Raw genomic sequence first — 15,905 nt, 5'->3', positions numbered from 1 at the left:
ACTACTGGTCTCACAATTTACCGGCAGCTTTGAGCCGGATGTACATGTCCGCGACGCGCGGCGGCAGCTGGTGCGGTTCGGCGTCCACCACTTCCACACCGTACCGGCGGAGCTCGGCGCTGACGGCGGCTCGCTGCAGGAGGGCACGTTCCGCCGCGGCGGCCCGGAACACCCCGGCAGCATCGCCGCGCTCCCGCACCATTGCACCCAGTTGCGGGTCCCGGACAGCTGCCACCACCACCACATGGTCCTGGGCCAGCCTGGCGGCGGCAGGCAGGAGCCCTTCCTCCGGCGCGCCGCCGTCGAGGGAAGTCAGCAGCACTACCAGGGAGCGGTGGGCCGTGACGGCGCGGACCTGGGCAGGGACGGCCGGCCAGTCCATCTCGATGAGCTCCGGATCCAGCGGTGCCATGGCCTGGACCAGCTGTCCCAACAGGTTGCCCTGAACGGCGGAACCTGCCCGGGCCCGTGCCCTGCGGTCAAAGGCCAGGAAGTCCACCCGGTCGCCACCCCGCTCGGCGAGGACACCGAGCAGGAGCGCCGCCTCCATCCCGGTATCGAGGCGGGTTTCGTCGCCGATCCTCGCTGCCGCGGTCCGCGACGTATCGAGGACCATCACCACCCGGCGGTCACGTTCGGGCCGCCAGGTGCGGACCACGACGGCGGACCGGCGGGCAGTTGCGCGCCAGTCGATGGACCGGACGTCGTCGCCCCGGACGTAGTCCCGCAGCGAATCGAATTCGGTGCCGGCCCCGCGGATCTGGACGGCCGCTTTCCCGTCCAGCTCCCGCAGCTTCCGCAGTTTGGAGGGCAGGTGCCGCCGCGAATGGAACGGGGGCAGGACACGCAGCGCGCCTGGGCAATCAATGGTGCGCTGGCGGGCTCCGAGGCGCAGGGGGCCAAAGGAGCGCAGCGTGACGTGCGGGGCCTTGAGGTCGCCACGGCGTACCGGCCGGAGCCGCACGGTGATGCGCCGGCTTTCATGCGCGGGAACATCGATGCCCTGGACCGGGTCCTGCGCTCCGGCTGACGGCTGCCAGCCGTCCCGCAGCGTGCCGTGCAGTCGTCTGCTCCCGTCATTGCGGACAATGAGCCGGGCCTCCGTCGTCCCGTTCAGCGTGACGTTGCCGGGATCGGATCGCAGCACCTGGACCGGTTTCAGTGCGCCGGCGAATAACAGGTCGGTGCCGCATACGGCGGCGAGGACGGCCAGCACGGCAAATACCGTTCCCCATCCGGGCAGCAGCAGGACCGGAACCAGGCCCAGCAGCACCAACAGGACAAAGCGCCCGGAAATGGCCATCAGCGCGGAACGGGAACGGATGCCAGGATGCTGCCCAGCACGTCATCCACCCGGACCCCGTCCATCTGGGCCTCGGGCTGCAGCGCAACCCGGTGCCGGAGGCAGGGCAGGGCCAGCGCCTTGACGTCGTCGGGGGTGACGAAGCTCCTGCCGGACAGCCAGGCCCAGGACCGGGAGGTGTTGAGAAGGGCCGTGGCTCCACGCGGCGAAACGCCCAGCAGGAAGGACGGCGCCGTGCGGGTGGCCCGCACCAGGTCCACGATGTAGCCGATGATTTCCTGCTCGACGGCGACGCCCGTCACGGCGTGCCGGGCCCGCTCCAGGTCCGTGGCGCCCGCGACCGCCCTAACCCCGGCCGCTGCCAGGTCACGCGGGTCAAAACCGGCTGCATGGCGGCGGATGACTTCCATCTCCGCCGAACGCTCGGGCAGGGGCATGGTGAGCTTGAGCAGGAAGCGGTCCAGCTGGGCTTCCGGAAGGGGATAGGTGCCCTCGTACTCCACTGGGTTCTGCGTGGCGGCCACCAGGAACGGGGCGGGCAGCGGGCGGGACACGCCGTCCACCGAGACCTGCCGTTCCTCCATCGCCTCCAGCAGCGAGGCCTGGGTCTTGGGCGGCGTCCGGTTGATTTCGTCCGCGAGGAGGAGGTTGGTGAAAACCGGCCCCTCCCGGAACGTGAATTCCGAGGTGTGCGAGTCGTAAACCAGGGACCCGGTGACATCGCCGGGCATTAGGTCCGGGGTGAACTGCACCCGCTTGGTGTCCAGGTCCAGTGCCGCGGACAGGGCCCGCACCAGCAGGGTCTTTGCCACGCCCGGCACACCCTCCAGCAGCACATGCCCCTGGGACAGCAGGGCGATCAGCATGCCGGTGACCGTAGCGTCCTGCCCCACCACCGCCTTCGATACTTCGTGGCGCACATCCAGCAGGGCCTGCCGGGCGGAATCGTGCTCCATCGGGTCCAGGACCCGCTGGCCGCTGCCGTGTTCACTCATCGGCTGTTGACCTCTTTCTCTAGGTTGTCCAGTTCCTGTGCCCAGGCGACCAGCCGGGACTCGCTGTTGGGATGCTGGTTGACGAGGTCCCGGATATCGGCTGCCGGCCGGCCCAGCAACCGTGCCGCCGCCTCGGTGATGGTGTCAGCAGAGGCGCCTGGTCCCAGCCGCAGCTTCGCGGCCAGCCGTACCAGGATCCCGGCGCGGAGGTTGTCCCGCGCCTGGTCCACCGCGTGTGCATCGTGGTACATCCGGGCGCGGCCCTCTGCGGTTTCCACTGCCTTCACCACCACTGGCAGCGGCTCGAACACCAGCGGGCCGAGCCTCCGGCCGCGCCAAGCGATCGCGGCCAGGGCAACCACCAGCAGCCAGGGACCCAGGAAACGGACCCACTCCGGCGCGAGCTCGTCCAGGGTCTGCCCGGACCCGGATGCCGCCAAATCCTGCAGTGACGGCAGGTACCAGACCAGGTCTGGAGACTTGCCCAGGGTCCGGAGCGCAAGGGCAGCATGTCCCAGCTCATCCAGCTGCCCATTCCCCAGGACCACCGTGCTGCCCAGCACTGTCAGCTGTCCGTCGCCGCTGACGGCCAGCAGCCCGGCGGAAGTTCCGGAAGGCCGGTAACAGGACACCCCGCCGTCGTACACGAAACCCTGGCTGCCCGAGATGTCCCCTGCCACCTGGGCGTCGGGGAGTGGACAGCCAGGGGCCAGCGGGGGAGCATCGTCGGGCACCACTCCTGCCTGCCTGATACCGCTGTCCAGAGCTGTGAGTGTTTCCAGCCGCGGCGTGACCACCACAACCTCACCGGCTGCAGCCGCCAGCTCACGGAGCCGCGGTTCGTCGAGGATCCCGTTGCGGTCATACAGCAGGAGGGTGGCGGCGGAACTTTCCTCCAGCGCCGACATCGCATCCTCAAACGTTCCGGCGGTGTGCACCTCCACTCCGTGGCGCCCCAGGATCTGGGTGACGGCCCGTGCGCCGTCCGGACCCGCGTTGGCGGGGGACAGCGGAACCGCGTCACCCCGGGGAGCCAGTTGGCCCCAGACAACCAGGCCCAGGGCGATGGCGACCACCGCGCATAGGGCAGTGAACGCACGGTGCTTGCGCACCCAGGGCAGAGGTGTCCACCCGGGGGCGGGCGACGGCGCCGTCCCGGGGACACCGGCAGGAAGGGTATCCGTCATCCCAGGGCCGCCGGTGGCTGCAGTGCGGACTCTGGCTTCGATGCCTCGAGGTCGGCGTCCAGGCCGGCCAGGTCCTGGTAATCGCCTGGGTTTGCCGGCCGGTTTCCGTAGCGCACAGCGTCGAAAACGCCTGCCGCGCGCTCCAGGCGCCCTGCTTCCTTCGGGAACGGCACAGCCAGCTCACGAGCCACTTCGTCTGCCGTGCGCCCGGGCTGCGGTTCCAGGATGGTCCGGTCTTCAGCGGCACGTACCAGTGCACGGAAGCGTTCGACGACGGCGTCCCCCCATTTCCCTGACGCGGCCGACGCCTCGGCGCGTCGCCTGTACTCAGCGGCGGAAAGGACGCTGTCCGGTTCGAAGACTTCCCTGGATCGGCGTAACGCGGCGTTCAGGCGTGGTTTGGCGAGGATCACGGCGGCCGCGATGATCAGGGCAATCACGATCCCGATCACAGGACTCGGCAGGGGCCCTGCGGAGTCCGTGGATCCGTCCAGGGACGAAAACCAGTCAAGGAAGTACTCCCAGACGGTTTCAATCCATGACGGCGCGGCCTCGCGGTACTCCGCTTTGGCGAGTTCTTCCTCGGCCCACCGCCGGGCTTCCCCTGCGCCGGGGAGTACGGGGGGTTCAGCGGACATGCCAAGGACCGGAGGGAGGTCCGTTTTCCGGTCCCCGGACGCCGTCTGCCCCGCGGCCCGGAACGCCGTCGGGATCGGCGCCCGATTCTGCAAGGCGCAGGAGGGTGATGTCCAGGCCGTCTTTCCGCATCCGCAGATCCATGTAGAGCAGCGCCATGACGGACGTCTGGAACGCGTATCCGAGGGCACCTACCAGGGCGCCGAGGACAGCAGTGACCACGCCAAGTGCCACGGCGGTGGCTGCCGCCTCACCACCGCCGCCCAGTGGATCGGTGAATGTGGTGAGGAATCCTGCCAGCAGGCTGACCGGGATCATCACCACCTGGCTGATAATCCCCACCAAAATGCCCACCACCAGCGTGATGCCGAGGATCCGCCACCAATTGGCGCGGGTCAGGTCCCAGGACCGCCGCAGCCCCGCCAGGGCTCCCAGTTCCTCAATCACGACGGCGGCGGGAGCCACCATGAGTTTGACGGCGATCCAGATGATCAGCGCGATAAACGCCAGGACAAGCGGGATGAGCAGGAGCGCTCCGGTTCCTTCCATGCTGGACACCAGGGCTACCGCAACCGCCACGAGGAGCCCGAACGCGAGCAGGCCGGCGCCCGCCAGCAGCAGCGCCAGGCGGATCAGGGCCCCGGCGCGTGACCGGGAGAGTGCCCACATCTGGCGGAAACCCGTCCGCCGATTCAGGATTGCGCGTGCCACCGGGACCACCATCGCGCCCTGCAGGACCGCCGAAATCAGCAGTGTCAGCAGGCCGACCACAAGGAAGGCGGAAAAGAAGCCAATGCCCAGCGATGCTGCCTCGGCCGGGCTGGCGCTCTCCGCCCAGGCTTCGACGGATCCCATGGAGGTCGCGGTGAAGGCCGTGATGACGGCCGCAAGGATGGCCGACAGAGACTGGGCCAGCACGGCGGCGCCCAGCATGGCCTTCGGGTTCCGCCGAATGGCTTGGAAGGAGCCGTCCATGATCTCGCCGAACATCAGGGGGCGCAGCGGGACGATGCCAGGCTTAGGCGGTGCCACGTAGCGGGGCTGGCCATACGGGCCGCCGTTCTGCGTTCCGTTGTAAGGAGCCCCGGCGTAGGGCGAGCCGGGTGCGGGCGGTGGGCCCGCCGGCGGCTGCTGGCCGGCGGGCTGCTGCCAGCCGGGCGGTCCCCAGGGCTGTTGCCCGGGAGGCTGCTGTTGACCTGGCCACTGCGAACCTGGCTGCTGCCCGGGCCAAGGTTGCCGCCCCGGCCACGGCGAATCAGAGGGCCACTGCGGGCCTGAATCTTGTGGTGCCACCCTATTCCTTCCCCCGTACCAGGCCGTCAGCTGCCCGCAGCGCCCGGCGCACTGCGCGGAAGGGCGCCGGGAAGGTCCGGCATGCCCCCAGCCTATAGTTCCGGCGTCGGCCGTCCTAGCGTTCCGCCATGCCGGAGGCTGCTGAACAGGACAAAGGCTGCCTGATAAGGGAATATATAACTATGAAGGCACGCATTCTGGTGGTTGATGATGATGAAGCGCTGGCCGAAATGATTGGAATTGTACTTCGCAATGACGGCTTTGAGCCGGTCTTCTGCGCCGACGGCGCCCAGGCGCTGGACGTTTTCCGGTCATCCAGGCCGGACCTTGTACTGCTGGACCTCATGCTTCCCGGTGTGGACGGCATCGAGGTGTGCCGGCAGATCCGTGCCGAATCGGACGTGCCCATCGTCATGCTGACCGCCAAGTCGGACACCTCTGACGTCGTCCGCGGCCTGGAATCAGGAGCCGACGACTACGTGCCCAAGCCGTTCAAGCCCGCCGAGCTGGTGGCGCGTGTCAGGGCACGCCTCCGCCCGGGCGACCAGAAAGCACCGGAAACCCTCCGGATTGCCGATATCACCATCGACGTCGCGGGGCACACCGTCAGCCGGGGCAACGAACGGATCTCGCTCACGCCGCTCGAATTTGACCTCCTGGTGGCACTGGCACGCAAACCGTGGCAGGTGTTCACCCGCGAGCTGCTGCTCGAGCAGGTCTGGGGCTACCGCCACGCTGCGGACACGCGCCTGGTGAACGTCCATGTACAGCGCCTGCGGTCCAAGATTGAGCGGGATCCTGAGGCTCCCGAAGTTGTAATGACGGTGCGTGGTGTCGGCTACAAAGCAGGGGCCTGACCCCGCTGCTTCCGGGGAGGGACGGAAAGCCGGCGTACCGCCGCCGGAACCCCCCTCAACCGGAGGCCCCCCAACTGTTCAGGGGGCAGGCGGGCTGCAGCCGGCCCCCGAACATTCGGACTCCCTGACCCCCGGATTCCGGGAACTGGCCTTTCGAGGGCGCATCTGGCAGCGCCGGGCCCTGATTGTCAGTCTTCGCGTTGCACGCCTCGTCGGTACAGGCTTCCGCCGCTTGCTTCCGGCACTGCGCCACCTCGGTCGCGCCCTACAGCGGCGGTGGCGCCGCTCCCTGCAGTTCCGCACTGTCCTTACTACTCTGCTCCTGGCCGTCACGTCCTTCGCAGCGGTCGGGGCGTACCTCTCCCACCAGATCGCCAACAATCTGTTCCAGGAGCGCCTGACGCAGGCGGAGTCGGAGACCCGTTACAACGTCAAGCAGGTCCAGGACACGTTCGACGGCGCCCAGGTCACCGACCAGTCCAGCGTCATAACCCTGGTCTATGACACCCTGAACGCCGTGGAAGGCAGGGGCTCCGTCATCCAGCGCCGCTACGTGTTCGAAGCGATGCCTGAGCAGACCAAGCCCAGGAACCGGTGGGTTGAGTCCCGCGCTTCGGACCAGTTGACGGTGAGTGTTATCCCCCCTGAACTGCGGAAGGCGGTCCAGGAATCCGGGAAGGACCAGTATTGGGCATCCACTGTCATTCCCGTGGGCACCGAGGACAGGCCGGGCATCGCCGTTGGCAACAAGGTGACGTTCAACGGGACCGTTTACGAGCTGTACCTGATCTACGACCTGAATACCGCCCAGCAGACCCTGGATGAAATCCAGCGCGTGCTCTGGGCGGGCGGCGCAGTGCTGGTGCTGTTGATCGGCGCAGTGGCCTGGTACGTGACCCGCAACGTGGTCAGCCCGGTCAGCCACGCCGCCATGGTTTCCGAGAAACTTGCCGCCGGGCAGTTGCAGGAACGCATGGTGGTCCGCGGCGAGGACGAGGTGGCGCGCCTTGGTGCGTCCTTTAACCACATGGCTGCCAGCCTCCAGGAACAGATCACCCAGCTGGCCACCCTGTCCCAGATGCAGCAGCGTTTCGTGTCCGACGTCTCGCACGAGCTCCGGACTCCGCTGACCACCGTGCGCATGGCAGCTGAGGTCCTGTATGACGCCCGCGATGATTTCGACCCCATCAACAAGCGGTCGGCGGAACTGCTCTACAACCAGGTGGAACGCTTCCAGTCACTGCTGTCCGACCTGCTGGAGATTTCCCGCTTCGACGCCGGGGTGGCCGTCCTGGATGCTGAGCCGGAGGACATCCTGCAGGTTGTTGCGCACGTCATCGAAGGCGCGGCGCCGGTGGCGGCTGAATACGGTTCAGAGATCGTCCTCAGTGCCCCCGCCGAGCCCATCGTCGTGGACATGGACGCCCGGCGCATCGACAGGATCCTGCGGAACCTGATCCTCAACGCAGTTGAACACGGTGAGGGGAAACCCGTCACCGTCACCGTGGCAGCCAACCAGGCCGCCGTCGGAATTGCTGTCCGTGACCGCGGCATAGGCATGGAGCCTTCGGAGGCCGCCCGGGTCTTTGACCGGTTCTGGCGTGCGGACCCTGCCCGGGCCCGCACCACGGGCGGCAGCGGACTGGGCCTGTCCATCGCCATGGAGGACACCAAACTGCACAACGGCTGGCTGCAAGCCTGGGGCAGGAAAGGTTCCGGCGCCAACTTCCGGCTCACCCTGCCGCTCCACCAGGGGGAAGACATCGATACGTCGCCTGTCCAGCTCGAACCCGACGACGTCCTGGCTCCCGGTGAACCGCGCAACATTCCCAGGGAAATGGACAACCGCAACATGCTGGTCCTTGAAACCGGCGCTGCGCGCCTGGCCCCGGTGCCGACGTCGAAAGAAACTCCATGATGCCCTGTCGCCTGCTCCTGGTGAAGGTGGCCGCCTTCCTGCTCGCCCTTGCGTTCGTGCTGGCCGGCTGCGCGCGCATCCCCACCTCCGGACCAGTGGGAAAGAGCAGCGAAGGCAGCGCGGGCAACCTCAGCGCACCCGTGTTCCTTCCGGCAGCACCGCAGCCGGGCGCCTCGCCCGAGACCATCATCGACTACTTCTACCGGGCCGGAAGCGGGTATGAGGACGACTACGCCGTCGCCCGCCAATATCTGACCCAGGCTTCCTCCGTGTCCTGGAAGCCGGACCAGCGTGCCCTCGTCTACAGGGACGCCCGGGTGGTGGCAACAGACACCGAAAACGTCTACAACTACGAGCTCGACGTCGCCTACACGATCGATGCGGACGGGATCGCCACGCAATCGCCGGAAGGAACAGTGGAGAAGATCCCCGTGACCGTCACCCAGGTGGACGGTGAGTGGCGCATCTCCGCAATTCCAGACGGTACAGCCATCGCCGAAGAGACCTTCAAGGTGATCTACGGCGCCTATCCCATCTACTTCTACGATCCCACCTTCACCTTTGCGGTCCCGGACGTGCGGTGGTTCATCAGGAATAAGACCGTGAAGGCGATGACCAGCGCCCTGCTTGCCGGGCCTGCACCGTACCTGCGGGGCGTGGTGGCCAGCGCTTTCCCCTCCGGCATCAAGCTGGCCCGTGAATCCGTCCCGGTGGTGTCCGGGGCAGCGCAGGTTGACCTGACGGCGAAGGAACTGATGGAGACCTCCCCGGAGGACCGCCTGCGCATGCAGATGCAGCTGACATTGACGTTCCGCAGCCAGCCCGATGTGGTCAATGTGGAGCTGCGGGCGAACCAGGACCTGGTGCGGGTGGAGGACGACGGATCCGTGCTGCCGCCGGTGCAGGACAAGAGCGTGCCGTCACGCCAGATCGCCATCAGCGGCAACGAACTGGTGAGGTACGAGAACAACAGGGTTTCCCCGCTGCCGGACATGCAGCCGGTCTCGGCACTGAATCCCCGGTTCCCGGCGGAATCCCCGGTATCGCAGACGGCAGCGTTCCTCAACGACGGCAGGACCACCCTCTACGGCATCAACCCTGGACAGCCCGCACGGTCCCTTACCACCCGGAGCACGCTGAGCCGCCCCTCCTTTGACCTCAACGACTGGGTGTGGACTGCAGGGCCGGGAGCGAACGGCGCCACGGAAGTAGTTGCCTACCGCCCGGGCGGGGTGGCCGAGGGGGCGTCCGTCCCTTCGGTCACCCTTGCCCCCGCATGGCTCGCCGGCCGGACCGTCAAGGAACTCCGGATCTCGCGGGAGGGGGTACGGGCCCTGGTCATATCGGAACAGAACGGCAGGACGCGGGTACAGGTGGCCGGCATCATCCGTGGCGGTGACGGAACCCCTCGTGAATTGACGGCACCTGTCACCTTGGCCACCGAGAGCAACCCTGACCAGGGGGCGTGGGTCAGTGACACAACGGTGGCGGTGATGAAGGGGGCGGCGGCGTCCAACGTCACGCCGGAACTGCTGTCCCTCACGTCCGGCCAGCCGCAGCAACTGGCGCCGTGGCCCGGGCTTGTGGCCCTCAGCGCGGGAAATGGCGCCGAAGAGGTCTACGGGCAGTCGGCCGAGGGCATCTTCCAGCGGCTGGGCAACGGCTGGTCACCGCAGATCAAGGGACCTATCGATCCGTCCTTCCCCGGTTAACCACAGGAGCTGCGGCGGAACTGCCGCATGCTCCCCCAGCACTGTCCACATGCCATGACGGAGGACTGTCCTTCAACGCCCGCGGCCTGGAACGTGGAGCCATGACCAGTCCAGTTTTCCTGCCTCCCCCCGGCCGCCGCCCCCGGACCGATCCCGATCTCTTTCCCCTGCCACCCCGATCCGCCCGGCACCGGTCGGAGCACAGCAGCCGGTTGCTGCGCCTGGCGGAGCAGCTGTCCGGCGCGGCCGCTGAGCTGCTGGCATTGGCCGTTCCGGTGGATTGCGTGTGCTGCGGCGCTGAAGACCACGCGCTCTGCGCCGCCTGCGACCGGCAAATCAGGCGCCTGACCAGGGATCCGTTCCGTGCGGAGACCGGAGCGCCGGCGCTGATGGACATTGGCGGGAGGGTGCTGCTGCCGGTCGTAGCCTCCGGCGTGTACCGGGAGGAACTTGCGCAGGCGCTCCTGTCGTTCAAACGGCATGGCCAGCATCAGCTCAGGAGCAGCCTTGGCAGAGCCCTTGCCCGCGGTGTCCTGGCCGCGGCGGGGGAGGGGCAGGCAGCCTGTCTTGTCCCCGTTCCCACCAGTTCCACGGCCTTCATGAGCAGGGGTTTCAGCCCCGTCCACCTGCTCTTGGCACAGGTGGCGCGGCTGATGCCGGGAGTCACGGTGGCGGACGTCCTCGGCAAGGCCGGCAAGGCGGGCGTCCAGGGGGCCGGAGGGCAAAAGGGGCTCGGCCGGGGAGCCCGGGCCAAGCGTGTTCGCGGCTCAATGAAGGTCCGGCGCCGGGATGGGGTACGGATTGCCGGACGACGCTGCATCATCGTCGACGACGTCCTTACCACCGGCGCCACCCTTGCCGAAGCGGCCCGGGCTTTGCACCAGGCGGGGGCCTTAGTCACCGGTGCGGTGGTCCTGGCCGCGACACGCCCGCCCGACGCTGCTGGCGCCGGCACGGATGCCTCCGGGGCCGCGGAAGCAACCATGACTTAGAAAAAAATAAACCGGGAAAGGATGAATAACGGATGGCTATGAACTAACGTCGGTGGTGGGTACCAAGAACAGAATGTACCTGTCGATGGCGGCTCGGAGAGGGGCTTGACTGTCAAACAGCTCGGCCCAGCGAAGTGCCGCCGTCGTGTCACCGAAGTCATTTGGAGGGCACCATGGAGTTTATGATCAGCGGACGAAATCTGACAGTTTCAGACCGGTTCCGCGAATACGCCGGGGAGAAGATCTCAAAGATCGAGTCGCTTGGAGACAAAGTCCAGCGCGTCGATGCCAAAGTCTCCAAGGAGACGAATGCCCGGCAGACCGGCGACCAGCTGACCGTTGAGGTGACAGTATTGGGCCGTGGGCCTGTGATCCGTGCCGAAGCCAGTGCCGCCGACAAGTTCGCAGCGTTCGATCTTGCATACAACAAACTGCTTGAGCGTCTCCGCCGCGCCAAGGACCGCAAGAAGGTCCACCACGGGCGGCACACTCCGAAGGCCGTCCGGGAAGCGACCGCCACACTCGAGCCTGCCAGTACCCACGAACCGCTTTATGTCGAGGCAAGCCACCGGAACGAAGCCACGGCAACGCCTGTTGACAAGTCCCCCTATGACGTGGACAACGACATCCCGGCCGGGGATTCCCCCGTGCTGATCCGCCGCAAGGTCTTTCCGGCCGCATCCCTTTCGCTGGATGACGCCGTGGACAACATGGAGCTTGTGGGCCACGATTTCTACCTCTTCGTGGACAAGGCAACCAACACGCCGTCGGTGGTCTACCGGCGCCGCGGCTGGACCTACGGGGTCATCACGCTTGACCACGAATGCGAGCCCGGGGACACGGTAATCGAGGAAAAGATCCTTGCCTACCGCTCGGATGAATCTGCAGCCAACGCTTAAGGTGGCCATAGCCGCCAGAGGACTGACGTGCCACCGCTGAGCCTGGACCAGGCACGGCGGATCGCCTTGGCAGCGCAGGGACTTCACAAAGGACGGCCCGCCGGCCCCGTAACTTCACGGACGGTGGGCCGGACCTTTGCCCAAATACAGCTGGTACAGATCGACTCCGTCAATGTCCTTTCACGCAGCCATTTCCTCCCCTTTTTCTCAAGGCTTGGCAATTACGACCGCACCATCCTGCAGCGGATGTCCGGCACCCACCCACGCCGCATGGTGGAGTACTGGGCCCACGAGGCAAGCTATATCCGGCCCGAGCACTACCAGGACCTCCGGCTCTGGCAACGGCGCGCCTGGGTGGGTGCAGGGCGGATGGATCCCGGCCAGCGCGCCGCCATCACGGCCAAAATACTCGAAACCCTTGCCAGCAGCCGCCCCCTGACGGCTTCGGAACTGACCGCCAGGATTGGCCACGTCGAGGAAAAACAGGAAGCGAACTGGGGCTGGAACTGGAACGCGGTCAAGCGGGTGCTGGAGCATTTGTTTGAGGAGGGGCTGGTCTCCGCGGCCTCCCGGACAGAACAGTTCGAGCGCAGGTACACGCTGGCTGAACGAGTGCTGCCACACGCCGACCGGAACGGCGACGCGGATCCGGCGGCGGCACTGCACCGGCTGACGGAGGCCGCAGCCCAGGCCCACGGCATCGGAAGCATCCGCTGCTTTGCCGACTACTTCCGCACGCCCGTCAAGGCAACCGCCCAGTCCGTTGAGCATCTGGTGCGGCTGGGCAGGCTTGAACCCGTAACGGTAACCGGCTGGAAACGTGACATCTACCGGCACGTGGACGCCGTGCTGCCACGCCGGGCCGTGGGGCGCGCCCTGCTCAGCCCGTTCGACTCGCTGGTCTTTGAGCGCCGCCGGCTCGAGGAACTGTTCGGGTTCCACTACAGGATCGAAATCTATACTCCCGAACATAAAAGGCGCTTTGGCTACTACGTCCTTCCGTTTCTCCTCCGCGACAGGATCGTCGCCCGCGTGGACCTGAAAGCCGACCGAGCCGGCGGGAAGCTGCTTGTGAGATCCGCCTTTGCCGAGCCGGAAGCACCGGCGGACACCGGCGTCGAACTCGCCGCGGAACTGGCCCTCATGGCTCAGTGGCTGGGGCTGAGTGAGGTGGAGGTGCAGCCTACGGGCGACCTGGCGCCGGGCCTCGCCAAAGCCGTGGCACTCGGATAGGTGAGTATCAGCTCTGAGGGAAACCGGCGTCTGCCGGTGGTCTCTCCCGTAGACTAAAAACGCCAGAATTCGGCGGCATGAGACTGGGAGCATTTTCACGTGGCATCACTTATCGAAAAACTACTCCGCACGGGTGACAAAAAAACCCTGCGGCAACTGCGGAACTATGCCGACTCCATCAATGCACTCGAAGACTCGTTCAAGACCTTCACCGACGCTGAACTTCGCGAGGAAACGGACCGTCTCCGCGAACGGCACCAGGACGGCGGGAAACTGGACGACCTGCTTCCGGAGGCCTTCGCCGCGGTAAGGGAAGCCGCGTCCCGGACCCTGGGCATGCGGCACTTCGACGTCCAGCTGATGGGTGGCGCCGCCCTGCACCTTGGCAACATCGCCGAAATGAAGACCGGTGAAGGCAAGACCCTGGTGGCAACCGCTCCTGCCTACCTGAATGCCCTCACCGGCAAGGGTGTGCACGTGGTGACTGTGAACGACTACCTGGCCGAATACCAGTCCGACCTGATGGGCCGCGTCTACCGGTTCCTGGGCCTGACCAGCGGGTGCATCCTGTCCAACCAGGATCCTGCCCTGCGGCGCCAGCAGTATGCAGCCGACATCACGTACGGCACCAACAACGAGTTCGGGTTCGACTACCTGCGCGACAACATGGCCTGGGACCGGAACGAACTGGTCCAGCGCGGGCACCACTTCGCCATCGTGGACGAGGTGGACTCAATCCTGATTGACGAGGCACGTACGCCACTGATCATCTCGGGCCCCGCCCAGGGCGACACCAACCGGTGGTACAGCGAGTTTGCAAAGGTTGTTCTCCGGCTGCAGCCAGAGAAGGACTACGAGGTCGATGAGAAAAAGCGGACCGTCGGTGTGCTGGAGAGCGGCATCGAGAAAGTCGAGGACTACCTCGGCATCTCCAACCTGTACGAATCGGCGAACACTCCGCTGATCGGGTTCCTCAACAACGCCATCAAGGCGAAGGAACTGTTCAAGCGGGACAAGGACTACGTCATCCTCGACGGCGAGGTCCTGATTGTTGATGAGCACACGGGCCGCATCCTGGCCGGGCGCCGCTACAACGAGGGCATGCACCAGGCGATCGAGGCCAAGGAAGGCGTCGAGATCAAGGCCGAAAACCAGACGCTGGCCACGGTGACCCTGCAGAACTATTTCCGCATGTACGGCAAGCTTTCCGGCATGACCGGTACCGCGGAAACCGAGGCTGCCGAGTTCATGAGCACCTACAAGCTCGGCGTTGTGCCCATTCCCACCAACCGGGATATGCAGCGCATCGATCAGCCGGACCTGGTCTTCAAGAACGAGACCGTCAAGTTCGACGCCGTGGTGCGTGACATCGCCGAACGCCACGAAAAGGGCCAGCCCGTCCTGGTGGGCACCACCAGCGTTGAAAAGAGCGAATACCTGTCCCGGCTCCTTGCCAAAGAAGGCATCCGGCACGAGGTCCTGAACGCGAAGAACCATGCCCGTGAGGCTGCCATCGTCGCCCAGGCCGGCCGCAAGGGAGCCGTCACCGTGGCTACCAACATGGCCGGCCGTGGTACGGACATCATGCTGGGCGGCAATGCAGAGTTCACCGCGGTTGCCGAACTTGCAAAGCGCGGATTGGACCCGGAGGAAAATTCGGAGGAGTACGAATCCGCCTGGCCGGCAGCCCTGGAAGCAGCCAAGCAGTCGGTGAAGGACGAACATGAGGAAGTGCTGAACCTCGGCGGTCTCTACGTCCTGGGCACGGAGCGGCACGAATCCCGCCGGATCGACAACCAGCTCCGCGGCCGGTCCGGCCGCCAGGGGGACCCGGGCGAGTCCCGCTTCTACCTGTCCCTGACCGATGACCTGATGCGGCTTTTCAACTCTGGTGCTGCTGAACGCCTCATGAACAGCTCGGTACCGGACGACGTCGCGCTGGAATCCAAGCTTGTCTCGCGGGCCATTGCCTCTGCGCAGGGACAGGTGGAAGGCCGCAACGCCGAGCAGCGCAAGAACGTGCTGAAGTACGACGACGTCCTGAACCGCCAGCGCGAGGCCATCTACAGCGACCGCCGCCGAATTCTGGAAGGCGACGACCTGCACGAGAAGGTGCAGTTTTTCGTTGAGGACACCATCACGGCACTGATCGACGACGCTACGGCGGAAGGGAACGGCGACGACTGGGACTTCCAGCAGCTCTGGACCAACCTGAAGACGCTCTACCCAGTGACCGTCACGGCCGAGGACATCATTGATGAGGCAGGCGGCAAGTCGCGCCTGACGGTTGAATTCCTGAAGGAAGAGCTGCTGTCCGACGCCCGCCTGGTCTACCAGGCACGGGAGGAAGCCATCGGCTCCGAGAGCATGCGGGAGCTGGAACGCCGTGTGGTCCTGTCCGTCATCGGGCGGAAGTGGCAGGAACACCTCTACGAGATGGATTACCTCAAGGAAGGCATTGGCCTGCGCGCCATGGCCCAGCGCGACCCGCTCGTCGAGTACCAGCGTGAAGGGTTTGTCCTTTTCCAGAGCATGATGGAGGCTATCCGCGAAGAAAGTGTTGGGTTCCTGTTCAACCTGGAAGTGGAAGTCACGCCTGCACAGGACGTCGTGGTTCCGGATGCCGCCGGCGGCCACACTGAACATGTTGAGCCACAGGTGAAGGCGGCTGGCCTGGAAGCGCCTGAAAAGCCTGCTCAGCTGCAATACACGGCACCGAGCGAAACCGGCGGAACCCAGACCCGGGTGGAGACGCGATCGTCCGGACGTTCCGGAAATCCCGCCAAGGCAGCGGCGCAGGATGCGGCCCGGCGGTCGACGGGCAAGAAGAAGCGCCGCTGACCCAGCGCTTGTTGATCGGGTGCCCCGGCCGGTAGGCAC

The 15,905-nt window shown here is 66.1% G+C and carries 12 protein-coding genes; 7 read left to right on the top strand and 5 right to left on the bottom strand.

Annotation, left to right across the window (positions count from 1 at the left end; genetic code table 11):
* Positions 1-10: 10 nt before the first annotated feature.
* The 5 genes from AC5RU7_RS01825 to AC5RU7_RS01805 all read right to left on the bottom strand — a co-directional run bounded on the left by AC5RU7_RS01825 (position 11) and on the right by AC5RU7_RS01805 (position 5,153).
* Positions 11-1,303 carry a DUF58 domain-containing protein gene (locus tag AC5RU7_RS01825; protein ID WP_494050841.1) on the bottom strand — a complete coding sequence of 431 codons (1,293 nt, stop codon included), beginning with the start codon at positions 1,301-1,303 and terminating at the stop codon, positions 11-13.
* A complete protein-coding gene (locus AC5RU7_RS01820; protein ID WP_494008745.1) occupies positions 1,303-2,298 on the bottom strand; it encodes an AAA family ATPase in 996 nt (331 codons plus the stop codon). Before AC5RU7_RS01820 ends, AC5RU7_RS01825 begins: the two co-directional genes overlap by 1 nt.
* Positions 2,295-3,410, bottom strand: coding sequence for a DUF4350 domain-containing protein (locus AC5RU7_RS01815; protein ID WP_494050840.1), 1,116 nt, complete (start codon positions 3,408-3,410; stop codon positions 2,295-2,297). The genes AC5RU7_RS01820 and AC5RU7_RS01815 overlap by 4 nt, the downstream gene beginning before the upstream one ends.
* 71 nt (positions 3,411-3,481) lie before the next feature.
* Entirely contained in the window at positions 3,482-4,123 is a 642-nt protein-coding gene (locus AC5RU7_RS01810) for a DUF4129 domain-containing protein (RefSeq protein WP_494050839.1), read from the bottom strand.
* Positions 4,113-5,153, bottom strand: coding sequence for a DUF7847 domain-containing protein (locus AC5RU7_RS01805; protein WP_494050838.1), 1,041 nt, complete (start codon positions 5,151-5,153; stop codon positions 4,113-4,115). The genes AC5RU7_RS01810 and AC5RU7_RS01805 overlap by 11 nt, the downstream gene beginning before the upstream one ends.
* Before the next feature lie 443 nt (positions 5,154-5,596).
* On the opposite strand from AC5RU7_RS01805, the gene mtrA reads away from it, so the two are divergent.
* The 7 genes from mtrA (at position 5,597) to secA (ending at position 15,866) form a co-directional block, all read left to right on the top strand.
* Entirely contained in the window at positions 5,597-6,271 is a 675-nt protein-coding gene (mtrA, locus tag AC5RU7_RS01800; protein WP_009356825.1) for an MtrAB system response regulator MtrA, read from the top strand.
* A gap of 124 nt (positions 6,272-6,395) precedes the next feature.
* A complete protein-coding gene (gene mtrB, locus AC5RU7_RS01795; RefSeq protein ID WP_494051342.1) occupies positions 6,396-8,189 on the top strand; it encodes an MtrAB system histidine kinase MtrB in 1,794 nt (597 codons plus the stop codon).
* Entirely contained in the window at positions 8,189-9,901 is a 1,713-nt protein-coding gene (locus tag AC5RU7_RS01790; RefSeq protein WP_494051341.1) for an LpqB family beta-propeller domain-containing protein, read from the top strand. Before mtrB ends, AC5RU7_RS01790 begins: the two co-directional genes overlap by 1 nt.
* A gap of 101 nt (positions 9,902-10,002) precedes the next feature.
* Complete coding sequence (locus AC5RU7_RS01785) at positions 10,003-10,893, top strand: ComF family protein (RefSeq protein WP_494050837.1); 891 nt, start codon at positions 10,003-10,005, stop codon at positions 10,891-10,893.
* 173 nt (positions 10,894-11,066) lie between these two features.
* Positions 11,067-11,792, top strand: a complete 726-nt coding sequence (hpf, locus tag AC5RU7_RS01780; RefSeq protein WP_494050836.1) for a ribosome hibernation-promoting factor, HPF/YfiA family — start codon at positions 11,067-11,069, stop codon at positions 11,790-11,792.
* A gap of 27 nt (positions 11,793-11,819) precedes the next feature.
* Positions 11,820-13,025 carry a winged helix-turn-helix domain-containing protein gene (locus tag AC5RU7_RS01775; protein ID WP_494050835.1) on the top strand — a complete coding sequence of 402 codons (1,206 nt, stop codon included), beginning with the start codon at positions 11,820-11,822 and terminating at the stop codon, positions 13,023-13,025.
* Between the two features lie 99 nt (positions 13,026-13,124).
* Positions 13,125-15,866 carry a preprotein translocase subunit SecA gene (gene secA / locus AC5RU7_RS01770; protein WP_494008737.1) on the top strand — a complete coding sequence of 914 codons (2,742 nt, stop codon included), beginning with the start codon at positions 13,125-13,127 and terminating at the stop codon, positions 15,864-15,866.
* The last annotated feature ends 39 nt before the right edge of the window (positions 15,867-15,905 follow it).

The sequence above is a fragment of the Arthrobacter sp. K410C genome, from assembly GCF_059090105.1.
Note: the sequence above shows the minus strand (reverse complement) of the source record. Positions and strands in the feature narration are given on the sequence as shown.